The 17,236-nt window shown below is 60.8% G+C and carries 17 protein-coding genes; 13 read left to right on the plus strand and 4 right to left on the minus strand.

Annotation, left to right across the window (positions count from 1 at the left end; translation table 11 throughout):
- The first annotated feature begins 243 nt into the window (after positions 1–243).
- From BLT69_RS01885 to deoC, 11 genes are all read left to right on the plus strand, one after another.
- Entirely contained in the window at positions 244–1,224 is a 981-nt protein-coding gene (locus tag BLT69_RS01885) for a ribose-phosphate diphosphokinase (protein ID WP_058236176.1), read from the plus strand.
- Positions 1,225–1,385: 161 nt separating this feature from the next.
- Positions 1,386–2,018 (plus strand): 50S ribosomal protein L25/general stress protein Ctc, encoded by a 633-nt coding sequence (locus BLT69_RS01890; protein WP_092648260.1) that lies wholly within the window; start codon positions 1,386–1,388, stop codon positions 2,016–2,018.
- 70 nt (positions 2,019–2,088) lie between these two features.
- Positions 2,089–3,150 (plus strand): mannose-1-phosphate guanylyltransferase, encoded by a 1,062-nt coding sequence (locus BLT69_RS01895; protein ID WP_058236174.1) that lies wholly within the window; start codon positions 2,089–2,091, stop codon positions 3,148–3,150.
- Positions 3,151–3,263: 113 nt separating this feature from the next.
- Positions 3,264–4,394: a BMP family lipoprotein gene (locus tag BLT69_RS01900; RefSeq protein ID WP_092648261.1), complete on the plus strand. Its 1,131-nt coding sequence runs from the start codon at positions 3,264–3,266 to the stop codon at positions 4,392–4,394.
- Between the two features lie 105 nt (positions 4,395–4,499).
- On the plus strand, positions 4,500–6,077 hold the full coding sequence (locus tag BLT69_RS01905) for an ABC transporter ATP-binding protein (RefSeq protein ID WP_058236172.1): 1,578 nt from the start codon (positions 4,500–4,502) through the stop codon (positions 6,075–6,077).
- Complete coding sequence (locus BLT69_RS01910; RefSeq protein ID WP_257590373.1) at positions 6,074–7,300, plus strand: ABC transporter permease; 1,227 nt, start codon at positions 6,074–6,076, stop codon at positions 7,298–7,300. The genes BLT69_RS01905 and BLT69_RS01910 overlap by 4 nt, the downstream gene beginning before the upstream one ends.
- Positions 7,297–8,562: an ABC transporter permease gene (locus tag BLT69_RS01915; protein WP_058236170.1), complete on the plus strand. Its 1,266-nt coding sequence runs from the start codon at positions 7,297–7,299 to the stop codon at positions 8,560–8,562. The genes BLT69_RS01910 and BLT69_RS01915 overlap by 4 nt, the downstream gene beginning before the upstream one ends.
- A 28-nt stretch (positions 8,563–8,590) precedes the next feature.
- A complete protein-coding gene (locus BLT69_RS01920; protein ID WP_257590374.1) occupies positions 8,591–9,031 on the plus strand; it encodes a cytidine deaminase in 441 nt (146 codons plus the stop codon).
- The gene (locus tag BLT69_RS01925; RefSeq protein ID WP_092648263.1) at positions 9,021–10,316 is read left to right on the plus strand and encodes a thymidine phosphorylase; all 1,296 of its coding nucleotides are present in this window, start codon (positions 9,021–9,023) and stop codon (positions 10,314–10,316) included. Before BLT69_RS01920 ends, BLT69_RS01925 begins: the two co-directional genes overlap by 11 nt.
- Positions 10,313–10,861 carry a hypothetical protein gene (locus tag BLT69_RS01930; protein WP_092648264.1) on the plus strand — a complete coding sequence of 183 codons (549 nt, stop codon included), beginning with the start codon at positions 10,313–10,315 and terminating at the stop codon, positions 10,859–10,861. Before BLT69_RS01925 ends, BLT69_RS01930 begins: the two co-directional genes overlap by 4 nt.
- A gap of 22 nt (positions 10,862–10,883) precedes the next feature.
- Entirely contained in the window at positions 10,884–11,537 is a 654-nt protein-coding gene (gene deoC / locus BLT69_RS01935) for a deoxyribose-phosphate aldolase (protein ID WP_058236166.1), read from the plus strand.
- Positions 11,538–11,543: 6 nt separating this feature from the next.
- On the opposite strand, the gene BLT69_RS01940 is transcribed toward deoC, so the two are convergent.
- Both BLT69_RS01940 and BLT69_RS01945 read right to left on the minus strand, forming a co-directional pair.
- Entirely contained in the window at positions 11,544–13,241 is a 1,698-nt protein-coding gene (locus BLT69_RS01940; RefSeq protein ID WP_092648265.1) for a phospho-sugar mutase, read from the minus strand.
- 26 nt (positions 13,242–13,267) lie between these two features.
- Entirely contained in the window at positions 13,268–14,131 is an 864-nt protein-coding gene (locus BLT69_RS01945; protein WP_058236164.1) for a purine-nucleoside phosphorylase, read from the minus strand.
- 88 nt (positions 14,132–14,219) lie between these two features.
- Between BLT69_RS01945 and BLT69_RS01950 the strand changes: the two genes are divergently transcribed.
- Together BLT69_RS01950 and BLT69_RS01955 are read left to right on the plus strand one after the other, a co-directional pair.
- Positions 14,220–14,969: an LOG family protein gene (locus tag BLT69_RS01950; protein WP_058236163.1), complete on the plus strand. Its 750-nt coding sequence runs from the start codon at positions 14,220–14,222 to the stop codon at positions 14,967–14,969.
- A gap of 125 nt (positions 14,970–15,094) precedes the next feature.
- Positions 15,095–15,259 carry a DUF3117 domain-containing protein gene (locus tag BLT69_RS01955; RefSeq protein ID WP_070725565.1) on the plus strand — a complete coding sequence of 55 codons (165 nt, stop codon included), beginning with the start codon at positions 15,095–15,097 and terminating at the stop codon, positions 15,257–15,259.
- 67 nt (positions 15,260–15,326) lie between these two features.
- Here BLT69_RS01955 and BLT69_RS01960 read toward each other — a convergent pair whose 3' ends face one another.
- Both BLT69_RS01960 and BLT69_RS01965 read right to left on the minus strand, forming a co-directional pair.
- Positions 15,327–15,980: an O-methyltransferase gene (locus tag BLT69_RS01960; protein WP_070725563.1), complete on the minus strand. Its 654-nt coding sequence runs from the start codon at positions 15,978–15,980 to the stop codon at positions 15,327–15,329.
- Between the two features lie 65 nt (positions 15,981–16,045).
- Positions 16,046–17,191, minus strand: a complete 1,146-nt coding sequence (locus BLT69_RS01965; protein WP_371935796.1) for an Mrp/NBP35 family ATP-binding protein — start codon at positions 17,189–17,191, stop codon at positions 16,046–16,048.
- Positions 17,192–17,236: the final 45 nt, after the last annotated feature.

The following is a 17,236-nucleotide window of genomic DNA, read 5'->3' on the forward strand; positions in this document are numbered from 1 at the left end:
AGCAAAGTTGCACTATAGCAACGAAAAACGGTTTTGCGTCATCCTCTCTGGGGGGTCGCGTTCCCCGAAATAATCTCGTGCCTGCACGACACCGGAACAACAGTGCTAATCGATCCCGAAATAGCCTTGAGGGGCCTGTATCGAGTAAAGCACGCCACATCAACTCACGGATCAGGGGGATGAACCTATAGCATAAGAGACGCCGCATCCGTGTAGCGGCAGGTTGAAGGGGAGGACAACCGTATGAGTGGCTTGGTCGCCAGTGGTGAAAAACGACTCGTGCTTGTATCAGGACGGGCACACGTCGATCTTGCAAATCAGGTAGGTGAGCATCTGGGCTGCGGTGTCTCTGCGACCACTGCCTACGATTTTGCCAACGGAGAGATCTACGTTCGATTCAACGAATCTGTGCGTGGGGCTGACGTCTTCGTGCTGCAGTCGCACACCACCCCTATTAACAAGTGGCTGATGGAACAGCTCATCATGATTGATGCCGCCAAGCGCGCGTCAGCCAAGCGCATCACCGCTGTTTCACCGTTTTACCCCTATGCACGTCAGGATAAGAAACATCAGGGTCGTGAACCGATCTCCGCTCGCCTCGTGGCCGATCTGTACAAGACAGCCGGAGCTGACCGCGTGATGAGCGTGGATCTGCACGCCTCGCAGGAACAGGGCTTCTTCGACGGTCCTGTTGATCACCTGTGGGCCATGCCCGTGCTGGTCGACTACGTGCGCGGACGCGTGAACCTGTCGCACGCCACTGTCGTGTCGCCGGACGCCGGCCGCATTCGCGTGGCTGAGAAGTGGGCTGCGAAGATGGGGAACTGCCCGCTGGCATTCATTCACAAGACCCGTGACACCACTCGCCCCAACGTCGCGGTCGCCAACCGCGTGGTGGGTGAAGTCGACGGGCGTGACTGCGTGCTGGTTGATGACCTGATCGACACGGGCGGCACGATTGCTGAAGCGGTCAAGGTACTGTACAAGGCCGGTGCGAAGTCAGTGCTCGTGGCGGCAACGCACGGCGTCCTGTCCCACCCGGCAACCCAGCGCCTCTCTGAGTGTGGAGCAACTGAAGTGGTCGTCACTGACACGTTGCCCATCACTGGGGAGAAGCGTTTTGACAAGCTGACGATCCTGTCGATTGCGCCTCTGCTGGCTCGCGCCATTAAAGAGGTCTTCGAAGACGGATCGGTCACATCACTGTTCGACGGGGTCGCATAGAGCGCCCCTTTCGGGTTAGGCTATGTGTCGTTGCTCCGGCGAGGGCGTCGCATATCTGCGGTGCCGTGATCGACGAAGCTTTTACCTGCGGTGCGCCCGCGCGCAGAGAGAAGCCTTGTTGGTGTCGTCGGCGAAGAAACGACTGAAAAATGGAGGCTTCAATGAGTGAAAATCATCTTGATGCGCAGCTGCGCAATGACTTTGGTAAGGGTGCAGCACGCCGCGCACGTCGTGACGGCGTGATCCCCGCAGTCATGTACGGACACGGTTCCGACACGATGCATCTGGGACTGCCCTCGCACGAAACGTTTTTGATTGTGCGTTCTAACCCGAACGCAGTCGTTGAACTGTCGGTCGATGGTGAAACCTACCTGACATTAGTGAAGGACGTCCAGCGTCACCCCGTGTCACGCAACATCCTGCACGTCGACCTGCTGGCCGTGAAGGCCGGCGAAAAGGTTGATGTTGAGGTTCCGATCTCCGTCGTGGGCGAGCCGCAGGCCGGCCTGACGCACACCGTCGAAACCTTCCAGGTCATGGTGGCTGCGCCTGCTACCTCGATCCCCGAGTTCATCGAGGTCGACATCGAGGGCGCCGAGGACGGCCTGGTGATCCACGCAGGCGACCTGAAGTTGCCTGAGAACGTTGATCTGGTCACCGACGAAGAGGTTGACATTCTGTCGGTCGCCGAGATTCAGGAAAACGAAATTCCTGAACCTGAAGCAGCTGCAGAAGGCGAATCTGAAGGCGCAGAAGCCGCTGAAGCCGCTGAGGAAGCATCTGAAGAAGAGTAAGACCCGACTCTCTGGTCATAAGCCTCCGGTCGCCGTGGAGCGGCCGGAGGTTTATGCATATTCTGGAGCCATGACGACCCATATCGCCCCGACCATTCACGCGATTATTCCGGCTGGAGGCTCAGGTACACGCCTGTGGCCACTGTCGCGCCGAAACCGCCCGAAATTCCTGCTCGACCTGACGGGCAGCGGCTGCTCCATGCTGCAGGAGACAGTGACGAGGCTGACGCCTGTCTCCCGGTCCATCACGGTCGTCACCGGCGCCAGGCATCGTGACGCTGTCGCCGCCCAGCTGCACGACGAGTGCACAATCCTTGCGGAACCGGCTCCACGCAATTCGATGGCAGCGATCGGGTGGGCAGCCTACTCCATTCTCAGGCGTTTTGGGCAGGACGCGATTGTCGGCTCATTTGCAGCTGACCATGCCATCGCGCACCCCGATCAGCTGCACCAGGCGATCGGGCGGGCAGTTCAGGCAGCCCGCAGCGGCTACCTGACAACGATTGGCATTGCGCCCACCTCGCCATCGACCGCGTACGGATATATCCATCCCGGGCCTGCACTTGGGGGAGCCAGCGGCGCCTATACAGTCAGCGAATTCGTGGAAAAGCCCAACGAGTCAACCGCCCGGCGATACGTGACGGACGGCTACCTGTGGAACGCTGGAATATTCATCGTGCGGGCGGGCACGCTCAGGGACGCCCTCGCCCATGAGAATCCACAGATGGACCGCGCCTTGAACGCGATCGTGGACCCTGACACCGACCCGAACGAGCGCGAAGAACTATGGGAGTCCATTGAATCGATCGCCATTGACTACGCCCTGGCCGAGCCGCTCGCCGCGCGCGGACGCGTCGCGGTGGTGCCTTCGCAGGATCTGGGGTGGACTGACGTGGGGGACTATCCCTCGCTCAACACGTTCGGCCAATCGGAGCGATCGGTCGTACGCGTTGATGCGCCGGGCACCAGCGTGCACTCGTCGACCGATCAGATGATTGCGCTGGTCGGGGTGGACAACATGACCGTCGTCGTTCAGGACGATGCGATTCTGGTGGTCAGCAATGACCGCGCTCAGGACGTATCTCATGTTGTGGAGCTGGCGCGTGAAAACGGACGTCTGGACATGATCTAGATCAAGAATCCGTAATTTTGTCCAAACGCCCTTACGATTTGCGCTATCGTTATGAGGATTCTGCAGCGACGACATGTCCACCGAGGGCATGCCATATTCGTGAGAGGAAGACTATGACGAAGAGCTTCAAACTAGGCGCTGTTGCAGCGATCGCAGCGCTCGCGCTCGCAGGATGCGGCGCAGCACCCGAAGCATCAAGCGGATCAACCGAACCGGCATCAGGAGCCGGTGGCCAGTCCGGTCAGGCGGCGGGTTCCAGTGAAGTCAAGGCCTGTATGGTCTCTGACGAGGGCGGCTTCGACGACCGCTCCTTCAACGAATCCGGTAAGGAAGGCATGGATCGCGCTGGCCAGGAACTGGGCGTGGAAGTCAAGTTCGCGGAATCAACGTCAGACGGTGACTACCAGACCAACGTTGACGCCATGATTCAGGACGGATGCACGCTGATCGTCGGCGTTGGATACAAGCTGGCTATCACCATGGCTGAGGCAGCACAGGCCAACCCGGATATCCAGTTCGCACTCGTTGACTCGCAGTTCCAGGACGCACAGCAGAACCCGATCGAACTGGAAAACGGCCGCCCGCTCATCTTCAACACGGCTGAGGCAGCGTTCCTCGCCGGATATGTTGCAGCCGGCACCACCACGAGCGGCACAGTCGCAACCTACGGCGGCATGGAAATTCCGACCGTCCAGATCTTCATGGAAGGCTTCGCCAAGGGCGTTGAGAAGTACAACGAAGACAACGGCAGCGCCATCCAGGTTCTGGGGTGGGACACCGAGAAGAAGACCGGTTCATTCGTGGGCGACTTCTCCTCGATCGATAAGGGACAGACTCTGACTGAAGGATTCATCTCTCAGGGCGCCGACATCATCATGCCGGTTGCCGGCCCAATCGGCTCAGGCACCCTGTCAGCCATCAACGCAGCACCGAACAAGGGCGAACTGAAGGCAGTGTGGGTTGACGCTGACGGTCACGAATCAGTGGGCGATCCAGCCATCTTCACGTCCGTCGTCAAGGAAATCGGAAATGCCGTGTTCGACACTGTCAAGGACGCGAAGGACGGCAACTTCTCCTCCACGCCATACATCGGCAACCTGAAGAACAAGGGCGTGGCGATGGCTCCGTTCTACGACATGGACTCCCAGGTTTCTCAGGAGCTCAAGGACAAGGTCGAAGAGCTGAAGCAGCAGATTGTGGACGGATCACTGGATGTGTCCACGCAGTACGACCCGGCAAAGTGATGCGCTCTCTGTGAGCGTGTAACACCGACCGAATGATGAAGATGCCGTCGCAACCGAATATGAGGTGGCGACGGCATCTTCGTTCTTTCAGAAAAGAGTCAGCGAGTGAAACTCGAACTACGAGGCATCACTAAGGTTTTCGGGCCCCTCGTCGCCAATGACCATATTGATCTGACCGTTGAACCTGGTCAGATTCACGCCCTGCTGGGTGAAAACGGCGCAGGTAAATCAACGTTGATGAATGTGCTGTACGGCCTGTACCAACCAGATGCCGGTGAAATCCTCATCGACGGGGAACCCGTCCGCTTTAAAGGTCCCGGCGACGCTGTGGCAGCCGGAATCGGCATGGTGCACCAGCACTTTATGCTCGTCCCCGTATTCACCGTTGCCGAATCCGTGGCCCTGGGTTACGAACCCACCGGCACGTTTGGAGTGATCGACGAGGTCGCCGCCGCCCGTAAGGTGACTGAAATCTCAGCCCGATTCGGATTCGACGTGAATCCGAAAGCACGAATCGAAGACCTGCCTGTGGGAGCTCAGCAGCGCGTGGAGATCATCAAGGCACTCTCGCGTGAAGCTAAAGTGCTGATCCTCGATGAGCCGACTGCCGTGCTCACCCCGCAGGAAACCGATGAACTTATTGAGATTATGCGCGGACTGAAAGAGGACGGCACATCCATCGTTTTCATCACGCATAAGCTGCGCGAAGTGCGCGCAATCGCGGATCGCATCACGGTGATCCGGCGCGGAAAAGTGGTTGGTGAAGCTGCTCCGGATTCAAGCGAGAACGAGCTGGCCTCGATGATGGTGGGCCGCGACGTGAATCTGACGGTGGAAAAAGGCCCGGCCTCACCTGGCGAGGTTGTGCTGGATGTGGACGGACTGTCGCTGGTTGATGCGGCGGGCGCAGTTGCACTCGATGATGTGACGTTGAGTATTCGCAGCGGAGAGATTCTGGCGGTGGCCGGCGTGCAGGGCAATGGTCAGACCGAACTGGCTGAATGCCTGCTCGGACTGGAAACACCGACGTCCGGGACGATGACAATGTCAGGAGCGCAGCTCTCCCCGATGAGTGTGCGCCAGCGCATCCATCACGGCATGGGGTTCGTGCCCGAGGATCGCTCGACCGACGGCATGATCGCAGGCTTCTCGATTGCCGAAAATCTCATCCTGGATATTTCGAACAGTGCGCAGTTTGGCGCAGGTCCGTCGTTAAATCCGAAGAAAGTGCGCGCCAACGCGCTCGAAAAAGTTGACGAGTACGACATTCGTGTCACCGACGTTTCTGACCCGATCTCCACTCTGTCGGGCGGCAATCAGCAAAAGGTCGTGCTGGCACGTGAAATTTCGCGCGACCTGGACCTTCTGGTGGCCTCGCAGCCGACCCGCGGCCTGGACGTCGGATCGATCGAGTTCGTCCACCGCCGCATTGTTGCTGAGCGTGACGAAGGAACCGCGGTGCTGATCATCTCCAGTGAACTGGACGAGGTTGTCGCGCTGGCTGACCGGATCGCCGTGATGTATCGCGGACGAATCGTCGGCATCGTCCCCGCCGATACACCGCGCGACGTGCTGGGACTGATGATGGCGGGTGTGCCCGCCGACGAAGCTCGCAGCCAGGCCGCTCACCATGAAACAATTCTGGGCGCTGCCGACGAGCAGGCTGAAAAGGAGGAGCAGTGAAAGAGGCACAGGAAACACCAGACGTGTCCGACCGCTCCGGTGCGCAGGCTTCCCTCATCCGACGCGTCATGTCGGGCTCCTGGCTCGTATCGGTTCTGGCCGTTGTCGTGGCACTCGTCGTCGGATCAGTGCTGATCGCCATTTCAAACCCAAACGTTCAGACAGCGGCCGGGTATTTCTTCGCACGCCCCGTCGACACGTTCGCCGCATTGTGGTCCGCAGTGGGCGACGCCTACGAGGCGATGCTGCGCGGCGCAGTCTTTGACTGGAAAGCGTCCAGCACAGCACGCATGTGGCGGCCGATCACCGAAACCCTCACCAACTCGGTTCCCCTGATCTTTGCGGGCCTGGGTGTGGCAGTGGGATTCCGGGCAGGCCTGTTCAACATCGGTGCGCAGGGGCAGGTCGTGCTCGGTGCAATCTTCGGCAGCTACGTGGGATTCGCCTGGCACCTGCCACCCGTGATTCACTTGCTGGCAGCCATGTGCGGAGCCGCCCTCGGCGGTGCACTGTGGTCCGGAATTGCCGGCATCCTGAAAGCGAAGACCGGCGCGAACGAAGTCATCACGACGATCATGCTCAACTCGATCGCCGGTTTGCTGATCGGGTACGTCCTGACCCGGCCCTCGTTCATTGGCGAGGGGAACACGAACCCGAAATCCATGCCGGTCCTCGAAACAGCGATGTACCCCAGGCTGCTGGGAGATTCCTTCCGTGTGCACTTCGGATTCATTGCCGCTCTGGCGGCTGCACTGTTCGTGTGGTGGCTGCTGGAGCGTTCAACGATCGGGTTCGAATTCCGCGCGACGGGCCTGAATCCTGCGGCGGCACGCACAGCGGGTATCTCCGTTGAAAAAGTGACGACGCTGGTCATGATTGTTTCTGGTGCGCTGTGCGGTCTGGCTGGTTCGGCCCCGGCTCTGGGCACTGAACGCTATCTGACTACCGGCATTGCCGCATCAATCGGTTTTGATGCGATCACCGTGGCGCTGCTGGGCAAGTCACGCCCACTGGGTACGGTGCTGGCCGGATTGCTGTTCGGCGCGCTGAAAGCGGGCGGTGCGATTATGCAGACTGCGACGCAGACTCCGATCGACATTGTCCTGGTCATCCAGTCCACGATCGTGTTGTTCATTGCCGCGCCGCCACTGGTTCGCGCGATTTTCCGTTTGCCTGAACCGCTGCCGCATTCCCGTATCGCGAAGAAAGAGGTGGCAGCATGAGTACCACAGCGACTACACAGTCTGTGCAGCCCGCACTGCCGGTGAAAGTTGTTGTTTCCTACGCGCTGGCGGCGGTACTGAGCGCACTGTTGGCGTTCTATTGCCACAGTTCCACGCGCTTTGCGCTGGGACGGTCCTCGGACTTCGTGGCGATCCCGGACTTCTCTGTTCCTGCACGGCCTTTCGCCATCGTGGCCACGCTGATTCTGGCAGCCCTGACAGCCGTCGCATTCATGCAGCGGCAGCGCCGCGTGAGCACTCCGCTGTGGATGCATGCAATCGTCGGCGTGCTGTTCATTCTCGTGTTCCTGACCTGGGCTGGAGCGGGGCGCGACACCGTCATCCCGATCGTCACATTGCTGGCGGGCGCACTGACCCTGTCAGTTCCATTGATTTTCGGCGCAATGGCCGGCACGGTGGGGGAGCGCTCTGGAACCATCAACATCGCCATTGAAGGTCAGCTGCTTTTCGGAGCGTTCCTCGGCGCGGTCGTCGCCTCGCTGGCCAGGAACGCATGGGTGGGCCTGATTGCCGCGCCGATCGCCGGCATGCTGGTGTCACTGCTCCTGGTGCTGTTCGGACTGAAATACCGCGTCGACCAGATCATTGTCGGTGTTGTGCTGAACGTGCTGGTATTGGGATTGACCAGCTTCTTCTACTCCACGGTGCTGAATGTGTCAGCGGAGTCGCGCGAAGCCTTTAACTCCGGTGTATCACTGCCGGTCATTTCGATTCCGATCCTGTCCAGGATCCCTCTGATCGGCCCGGTGCTGTTCCAGCAGACCATCTTGGTGTACACGATGTACGTTGTGGTTGGAGTGCTGCAGTTCATGCTGTTCCACTCACGATGGGGCCTGCGTATGCGGGCGTGCGGCGAGCACCCGCAGGCGGCCGACACAGTGGGCATCAACGTGATGAGGACACGCATCAACAATGCGATCCTGGGTGGCGCTCTGGCCGGCCTGGGCGGTGCGTTCTTCACCATCGGGCACGGCCTGGCATTCGCCAAGGACATGGCATCGGGCAACGGCTACATCGCCCTGGCCGCCATGATTCTGGGCGGCTGGACCCCGATCGGCGGAGTGGCCGCAGCACTGCTGTTCGGTTTCGCCATGAACCTGGGCTACACGCTGTCCATTATCGGATCACCCATGCCGTCACAGATCATGCTGATGATCCCCTATGTGGTGACGATTCTGGCGATTGCAGGCTTCGTGGGTCGTGTGCGCGCGCCAGCCGCAGAAGGCGTTCCCTACCCGTAAAGTAGAAATGGAACGGCAAGGGAGAACTATGGAGATCACAGACCAGACGTGGGCTGACCTTCACCAGGCAGCCGTCAGTGCCATGCAGCGAGCCTATTGCCCGTATTCGCACTATCCGGTGGGCGCGGCCGCCCTCGTCGACGATGGTCGAATCGTGTCGGGATGCAACGTTGAGAACGCCGGGTACGGTGTGACACTGTGCGCTGAATGTGGCGTGATATCTGAACTGATCAACACAGGTGGAGGGCACCTGGTCGCGTTCGCGTGCGTCAATGCCCACCAGGAGGCGACCGCTCCGTGCGGACGGTGCCGACAGATCCTGTTCGAACATGGCGGCCCTGACCTGATGCTCGCCATGCCTGGCGGCCTGATGCGGATGGACGAGGTACTGCCGCGCGGCTTTGGCCCGTGGAATGTGCGTGAAGTGACAGGTGAAGACCCTGAGAACGGAGGAAGCAATGAGCGTTGAACAGTTTGACGTTGTCGACGTCATCTCAACCAAGCGTGACGGAGGTGAGCTGGACAACCATCAGATCGACTGGGTGATCGATGCCTACACGCGAGGCGTCGTTGCCGATGAGCAAATGTCGGCGCTGGCGATGGCGATTTTCATCAACGGGATGCAGCGCCGTGAAATTGAGCGCTGGACGCAGGCCATGATGAGCTCCGGGGAACGGATGGACTTTTCCAGCCTGACGCGCCCCACCAGTGACAAGCACTCCACCGGCGGTGTCGGTGACAAGATCACGCTGCCGCTGGCACCTCTCGTCGCGGTGTATGACGTGGCCGTGCCGCAGCTGTCCGGGCGCGGCCTGGGGCACACCGGCGGAACCCTGGACAAGATGGAATCGATCCCCGGGTGGCGCGCGAACCTGAGCAATGACGAAATCATGCACATGCTGGATACGGTTGGGGCAGTGATCTGCGCGGCAGGGTCTGGGTTGGCTCCCGCTGACCGCAAGCTGTACGCGCTGCGTGACACGACCGGAACCGTTGACTGTATTCCGCTGATCGCATCGTCGATTATGTCGAAGAAGATTGCTGAAGGCACCAGCTCACTGGTGCTGGACGTGAAGGTCGGCTCCGGTGCCTTCATGAAAGACATTGACCATGCGCGCGAACTGGCACGCACGATGGTGGACCTTGGTTCAGATGCAGGTCTGTCGATCTGTGCGCTGCTCACCGACATGTCCACGCCGCTGGGACGTACTGTCGGCAACGCGCTGGAAGTGCGTGAAGCTGTGGAGGTCCTGGCCGGTGGCGGACCCTCTGACGTGGTGGAACTGACCGTTGCTCTGGCACGCGAAATGCTGCGTCAGGCTGGACGAGGAGACGTTGACCCTGCTGAAGCGCTCGCTGATGGCCGCGCGATGGACAAGTGGCGTGAAATGGTCGCAGGCCAGGGCGGGGATCCTGACGCTGCGCTGCCGGCTGCCCAGCACACGGAAGTCATTGCTGCCGAAGCTTCCGGATATGTCACCGCGATGGATGCACTCTCGATCGGTGTGGCCTCGTGGCGCCTGGGGGCTGGCCGCGCACGCAAGGAAGATGCCGTGCAGGCGGAAGCAGGCATCGAAATCCACGCCAAACCGGGTGAGGCCGTCACGAAGGGACAGCCTCTGTTGACGCTGCACACGCAGACACCTGAGCGAATCGAGCGGGCGCGTGAAGCCCTGTCGGGAGCCATCGCGATTGGCCCTGAGCGCCGCGGCGGTGCTGACTCCGTCGTGCTGGATCGAGTGGATCCTCAGTGAACACCGCGCACCCTCGGCCACTTCCCGCAGTCATGCCGCATCAGGTTGACGGCACAACGTGCGGGATCGCTGCGCTTGCAGCGGTTGCCGCGCGGGCGGGCGGACCGCAGCACGCCTATCTGAATGCTCGGCGCGATGCTGTTGACCGGATCCAGGTTGCGCTGCACGCTCAGGCCGCGCGGGTGGGGATCCCGTGGCCGCAGGCCTTAGGCACCTCGCCGTGGGCACTGGCTTCACTGGCATCAAGCGCGGTAGGAGTGCGCTACGGCTGGACGCCATGGGAATGCGGGGGTGTTGACCGGGTTCAACGGGCAGTCAACAGCGGAATCGATGCGTTCGTCTACGTGGGGGCGCACCGCCTCATCCCTCGGCACGTCATCGCCGTGCTCGCAGCGGAATCCGCTGACTCGCAGTGGGTGGTTTTCGAGCCATCCAGCGGGAAAGTCATCACTACTTCTCCCAGCGTGTTCACACAGGCTCGCGCTGGGCACCCTCGGCAAGAATTTGGAAACTGGACGCTGCCCAGCCTTGTGGTAGCGCCCTGACCTACTGAAAAGGAGACACCCCATGACCACTCGATCCGACGTCGCACAGATGATCGACCACACATTGCTCAAACCGGAATCAACCGACCAGGACGTGCGCGCGCTGATTGCACAGGCTCAGGAACTGGGCACCTACTCCGTGTGCGTGTCACCGTCGATGCTGCCCATCGACGCCCCTGAAGGACTCCACGTGGCGTGCGTGTGCGGATTCCCTTCCGGCGCGCACAAGGCCGAGGTGAAAGCCGCTGAAGCTGCTCAAGCCGTTCGTGACGGTGCTGACGAGATTGACATGGTTGTGAACCTTGCGCTGGTTAAGCAGGCAGACTGGGATGGTGTGCGCGCCGACATTGCGGCCGTGCGTGCAGCATGCCCCGACTCGGTTTTGAAAGTCATCATCGAATCAGCCGTCCTGACCGATGAGGAAATCGTGGAGACCTGCAAGCAGGCAGAAGCTGCCGGAGCGGACTTCGTCAAGACATCCACCGGTTTCCACCCTTCGGGCGGCGCATCGGTCCACGCCGTTGAACTCATGCGTCAGACCGTGGGAGACCGCCTGGGAGTCAAGGCATCGGGCGGAATTCGCGATGCTCAGAGCGCGCTCGCCATGATCGAAGCAGGCGCCTCCCGGCTTGGCCTGTCCTCCTCGGCCGCCGTGCTGGACGGCCTGGACGACTAGGTTGCGCTACACGCCGAGCGCTGCGCGCAGGTCAGTTTTGACCCGCTCGAGGCGCTCGGCGGCTTGTGTTCGGGCCGCGTCCACATTCCCATCCGAAACAGGGATCACAACCTCGCAGTAGCACTTCAACTTCGGCTCAGTGCCCGAGGGGCGAGCCACCACGCGGTCATCGGATTCGGTGCGGAAAATAAGCGCATCCGTACCGGGCAGATCGAGCTGCTCAGAGCCGTTCGTCAGGTCTGTTGTCTCGATGACGGGGGAGCCGGCCAGCGAATCCACACCGCGCTCGCGCAGATTCGCCATACCGGTCGTAATTGTGGCCAGGTCATCGACACGGATAGTCAGGGGAGAGGTCGCATACAGGCCGAACTCGCAGGCCAGCTCATCGAGAACTGCCCGAAGAGAAGAGCCGTCAGCCTTGCGTTCTGCTGCAAAGCGCGCCAACTGCAGGCACGCTGAAATGCCGTCCTTGTCGCGCACATACCCCGGATCGACGCAGTATCCCAAAGCTTCTTCATAGCCGAAGACCAGGTTCGGTACGCGGGAAATCCACTTGAAACCGGTCAGTGTGACACGGTGTGTCACGCCGTGCGTCTGCGCGATGCGCGACAGCAGACGTGAGGACACAATCGAGTTGGCAACGGTCGGGTTGCCCTCGCCGCCACGTGCCTGCGTGACTGCCCGCAGTCCCAGCAGTGCGCCTACCTGATCTCCGGTCAACTGCCTCCAGCCACCCTCGATGGAGGGATCGGGAAGCGCGGCGCTGCAGCGGTCAGCATCTGGATCGTTCGCCAGGATGATGTCGGCATTAACGTCGCGCGCCAGCTGCATCGCCAGGTCCAGTGCCCCCGGCTCTTCAGGATTGGGGAAACGCACGGTCGGGAAATCCGGATCAGGATCCTGCTGCTGGGCAACGACGTGAACATCGGAAAAGCCGCGCCGGCGCAGTGCTTCACTCATCGTTGCTCCGCCCACACCGTGCATGGAGGTCACGACGATGCGTAGCTGCGCATTTTCTGGCCCGCCCGTCACCAGTGAGGTGACTCGATCCAGATAGGCTTCCACGACTGAGTCGTCGAGTTCATGCCAGCCTGACTGGGCGCGCGGAACGTCACGAACAGAAGTGACGGCCTGGATCGCCTCGAAAATTTCCGCATCGAAAGGCGGGACGATCTGAGAGCCCTGACCAGAATCTGTGACCACGCGCCCACCCAGGTAGACCTTGTAGCCGTTATCTTCGGCCGGGTTGTGCGAGGCCGTCACCATCACTGCCGCATCGGCTTCCAGGTGGCGCAATGCGAACGCTGTGAGGGGCGTGGGCATGGCGAGCGGCAGGACGTAGGCAGTGCCGCCGGCTGCGGTCGCAACCCCCGCCGTATCGAGGGCGAACTGGCGCGACCCATATCGGGCATCGCAGCCGATGACGATCGAAAAGTCCGGGCCCGCATGGCGTTTGAGAACCTCCATGAGGCCGGCTGCAGCGCGGATCACCACAGCGCGGTTCATTCTGTTCGGCCCGCCTCCGAGATGGCCGCGCAGCCCGGCTGTTCCGAATTCGAGGAGGCCCTTGAAACGGTCGGCCAGTTCAATGCGCGCATCCTCGCTAGTCGCGGACTGCTCAAGCAGATCCGTCAGCTCGCGTGCGGTCGCTTCGTCAGGATCGTCGTCAATCCACCGGCGAACAGCTTCAACGTCGATATCCATGTGTGTCACTGTCAGTCCTTCCGCTATCACTCAGCATCAGTTGCGATTGCCTGAACGATATCAGCCAAGAGGCGCGCAATTCTGGGAGCGGCCTCCTGACCGGCTGCGATCACCTCGGCATGCGAGAGGGGTTCAGGTGAGATTCCTGCTGCCAGATTCGTCATGAGTGAGATGCCGAGGATCTCCATGCCGGCTTCGCGCGCCGCTATCGCCTCGAGCGTGGTGGACATGCCCACCAGGTCGCCGCCCAGGATCCCTGCCATCTTCACTTCGGCGGGGGTTTCATAGTGTGGGCCGGGGAACTGGACATACACGCCTTCAGGCAAGGTCGGGTCAATCGTGTGAGCGACAGTGCGCAGACGCTGCGAATACAGGTCGGTCAGGTCGACAAATGTAGCGCCCTCCAGCGGGGAAGCGCCGGTGAGATTGATATGGTCGCGGATCAGAACCGCCTGGCCGGGGCTCCACTGTGGGTTCAGCCCTCCACACCCGTTGGTCAGGACGACGGTGCGAGCTCCTGCGGCCGCTGCCGTCCTCATCCCGTGGGCAACCGCTCGCACTCCTTTGCCTTCGTAGTAGTGCGTTCGTGAACCCAGGACGAGGGCGACTGTGTCAGATCCGTGCACCCGAATTGAGCGCATGACGGGAACGTGGCCAGCCACTGCGGGAGCAAAGAAGCCCGGCACTTCTGCTGCAGGGATTTCGCTGATTGTTTCACCGATCAGGTCGGCTGCTCCGCCCCATCCTGATCCCAGCACGAGCGCAATGTCGTGGTGGTCGATGCCGGAGCGGCGCGCAATGGTGTCCGCTGCGTGCCGCGCAAGTTCACCAGGTGTGGGGTCGGCAGAGTCGTCGCAGGTGCCGTGAGTGTGAACGTCAGATCGGGTCATGAGGATAACGCTACAACGAGGACCTATTATTTTTCTGTAAACAATCGGGCAACGTCGCTGACATGCCGATCACACCAAGGAGAGGTTGATGGAAAGTCAGGAAAACCATCCCCACAAACGCACCTATATGCGCGGCCCCGTTATGCTGCGAGGAAACCAGATACCGAAGGAAACCTCGGAAACGCGCTTGCTGCGGCCACAGAAAGACACTGACTGGGTGCATGAAGACCCGTGGCGCGTGCTGAGGATCCAGGCGGAGTTCGTTGAAGGGTTCGGAGCGCTGAGCGAGCTGGGGCCGGCTGTGTCGGTCTTTGGTTCGGCACGCACGCAGGAAGACGATCCGTATTGGGAATACGCGCAGATGATTGGCCGACTGCTGGTCGAATCGGGATATGCCGTCATCACCGGCGGTGGTCCGGGGGCGATGGCGGCGGCGAACAAAGGTGCTTTTGAAGCGGGCGGGGCTTCCGTCGGCCTGGGCATTGAGCTGCCGATGGAGCAGGCAATGAACCAGTGGGTGAACATGGGGATCAACTTCCGCTACTTCTTCGCCCGTAAGACCATGTTCGTGAAGTATTCGTGTGGATTCATCGTCATGCCCGGTGGTTTTGGCACGATGGATGAACTGTTCGAAGCGGTCACGCTGGTGCAGACCGGCAAGGTCCAGGCATTTCCGTTGGTCTTGATCGGGTCAGACTACTGGGGTGGGCTGGTCGAGTGGGTACGTTCCACAATGGTGACTCACGGTGCGATTTCGCCCGGTGACCCGGACCTGTTCACGCTCGTTGACGATCCGCGTGAAGCTGTCGCCATCATTCGTGAACGCACGAAAGAGTGATTTTTCAGCGTAATTTCGCCTGTGCGCATCCCATTTTGCGGCAGTCACGGTAGAATGGATGTGTCCACTGCCAAGCGCAGATTGCGTGTCGGCAGCAGTGAAAACCATACCAAGGAGCGTGAGACATGGCAGCCATGAAACCTCGGACTGGTGACGGTCCCCTCGAGGCCACCAAAGAAGGGCGCGGCATTGTGATGCGTATTCCCAGTGAAGGTGGCGGACGGCTGGTCATCGAGCTCACGCCTGAGGAGGCGAAAGACCTCTCCGAGGCACTGTCACAGGCTGTGTGACGTGTAGCTGGACCAAGGGGTCTCATCGTGCGGCAGATGCATGGTGAGACCCTTCGTTTATGCCCGGTCAGGCTTTGACAGCAACCAGGACGCCGTCACCGACCGGAAGCAGCGAGGTGACGAAATCCTCCGTTTCACCCATCACGCGAATCACTTCACGCATGACAACGGTTTCCTCGTCACGGCGGGCCGGATCTGCGACTCGGTCATGCCACAATGCGTGTACCACCACCGCTGTGCCGCCTGGGCGGAGGATGCGCAGCGCATGGTCGAGGTATTCGGGCGTTTCCTTCACGTCAGCGTCAATGACGATCATGTCGTAGGCACCGGCTGCCATGCGGGGCAGTACATCAAGCGCCCTGCCAGAGATCAGGCGTGTGTGGCCGGAACCCCGGCCGGCCGATTCAAATGCGCGGCGGGCATGACGATGGAATTCAGGTTCCACGTCAATTGTGGTGAGCACACCGTTGGTCGGAATCCCCTCAAGCATCCACAGGCCTGACACACCTGCACCCGTGCCGATTTCCAGGACAGCTTTCGCTCCGGTGCACGAGGCAAGCATCCGCAGCGTTGCGCCGACACCTGTTGAAATAGGCTCAGCTCCCAGCTCGATGGCAACGTCGCGCGCGCGCCGAATGGTCTCAGATTCGCTGACGTATTCTTCTGAAAAAACCCAGGTTTGCGCTTTATCTGATGTCACGACGTCCTCCCACACCCACATGAATCATTCACGTTGTCCTCAAGCCTACCTTGATTGAACGGCGGCTGGTGATTTCACGTGCCGCGCTATCCGAGGCGCCCTCCCTGTGCAGGTGTCACGTTCAGGTGCATTCCGGCCAGTCCGCGCTTGCGCTGTCCCAGCAGCGCGCCCACCGTTTTCAAGACGGTTGCTGCGTCACCTTCGCCACTCAGGACGATGGGGGAGCCGGAGTCGCCGCCCTCGCGCAAGTGAATGTCGAGCGGAATCTGGGCCAGGAGCGGCACGTCGTATCCGAGTTGTGCACTCAGGCGTGCCGATACGGATTCGCCGCCGCCGGTGCCGAACACTTCGAGGCGCGACCCGTCCGGCTGGACCAGGTAGGACATGTTCTCGATGACGCCGAGGACGTGCTGCTGGGTCTGCGCTGCGATGGAGCCGGCACGTTCCGCAACCTCTGCCGCCGCAACCTGCGGAGTGGTGACGACCAGGATTTCAGAGGTTGGCAGCAGTTGTGCGATGGAGATTGCCACATCACCGGTGCCGGGAGGCATATCGATGAGCAGAACGTCCAGGTCACCCCAGAATACGTCCGCGAGGAACTGCTGGAGTGCGCGGTGTAGCATCGGTCCGCGCCACACGACGGCCTGGCCGTCCGGAACAAACATGCCGATTGAGACGACCTTGACGCCGCCGGCACCGATCGGCGGAATGATCATGCCGTCCAGAACCTGCGGCTCATGAACCACGCCCATCATGCGCGGAATGGAGAAGCCATAAATGTCAGCGTCGAGGACGCCAACTTTCAGGCCGGCGGACGCCATTGCTCCGGCCAGGTTCGCCGTCATGGACGACTTGCCAACCCCGCCCTTGCCGGATGTGACCGCAATGATGCGGGTGAGTGAATCGGGCTTGTTGAAGAGGATCTCGCGTTCGGCCTTCCCGTCGTTGAGCTTTTCACGTAAAGCTTTCTTTTGCTCGTCATTCATGACGCCCATCGTGACCTCGACGGTTTCGATACCGTCAACGGCACCCACCGCAGCCTTGATGTCGCGCGTGATCGTCTCGTGGAGGGGACAGCCCGCAGTGGTCAGCAGGACACCGATATGAGCGGTGGTCCCGTCGATACGGACCTCGTCAATCATGTTGAGGTCGGTGACCGGGCGGTGCAGTTCCGGATCCATCACCGTTTCAAGAGCGGAGTGGACAGCGTGTTCAATGGACGTTTCAGACATGTAATCCATCGTACTTGGCCGACACAAACTCGCCAGGTGGGTCAC

It is taken from the genome of Schaalia radingae (assembly GCF_900106055.1).
GTDB lineage: Bacteria > Actinomycetota > Actinomycetes > Actinomycetales > Actinomycetaceae > Pauljensenia > Pauljensenia radingae_A.

Coding starts and splice junctions, on each gene's coding strand:
- BLT69_RS01895 (WP_058236174.1), top strand. CDS start 2,089: ATGACGACCCATATCGCCCCGACCATTCACGCGATTATTCCGGCTGGA.
- BLT69_RS01940 (WP_092648265.1), bottom strand. CDS start 13,241: ATGGATATCGACGTTGAAGCTGTTCGCCGGTGGATTGACGACGATCCT.
- BLT69_RS01925 (WP_092648263.1), top strand. CDS start 9,021: ATGAGCGTTGAACAGTTTGACGTTGTCGACGTCATCTCAACCAAGCGT.
- BLT69_RS01900 (WP_092648261.1), top strand. CDS start 3,264: ATGACGAAGAGCTTCAAACTAGGCGCTGTTGCAGCGATCGCAGCGCTC.
- BLT69_RS01885 (WP_058236176.1), top strand. CDS start 244: ATGAGTGGCTTGGTCGCCAGTGGTGAAAAACGACTCGTGCTTGTATCA.
- BLT69_RS01890 (WP_092648260.1), top strand. CDS start 1,386: ATGAGTGAAAATCATCTTGATGCGCAGCTGCGCAATGACTTTGGTAAG.
- deoC (WP_058236166.1), top strand. CDS start 10,884: ATGACCACTCGATCCGACGTCGCACAGATGATCGACCACACATTGCTC.
- BLT69_RS01920 (WP_257590374.1), top strand. CDS start 8,591: ATGGAGATCACAGACCAGACGTGGGCTGACCTTCACCAGGCAGCCGTC.
- BLT69_RS01950 (WP_058236163.1), top strand. CDS start 14,220: ATGGAAAGTCAGGAAAACCATCCCCACAAACGCACCTATATGCGCGGC.
- BLT69_RS01960 (WP_070725563.1), bottom strand. CDS start 15,980: ATGTGGGTGTGGGAGGACGTCGTGACATCAGATAAAGCGCAAACCTGG.
- BLT69_RS01945 (WP_058236164.1), bottom strand. CDS start 14,131: ATGACCCGATCTGACGTTCACACTCACGGCACCTGCGACGACTCTGCC.
- BLT69_RS01965 (WP_371935796.1), bottom strand. CDS start 17,191: ATGTCTGAAACGTCCATTGAACACGCTGTCCACTCCGCTCTTGAAACG.
- BLT69_RS01915 (WP_058236170.1), top strand. CDS start 7,297: ATGAGTACCACAGCGACTACACAGTCTGTGCAGCCCGCACTGCCGGTG.
- BLT69_RS01955 (WP_070725565.1), top strand. CDS start 15,095: ATGGCAGCCATGAAACCTCGGACTGGTGACGGTCCCCTCGAGGCCACC.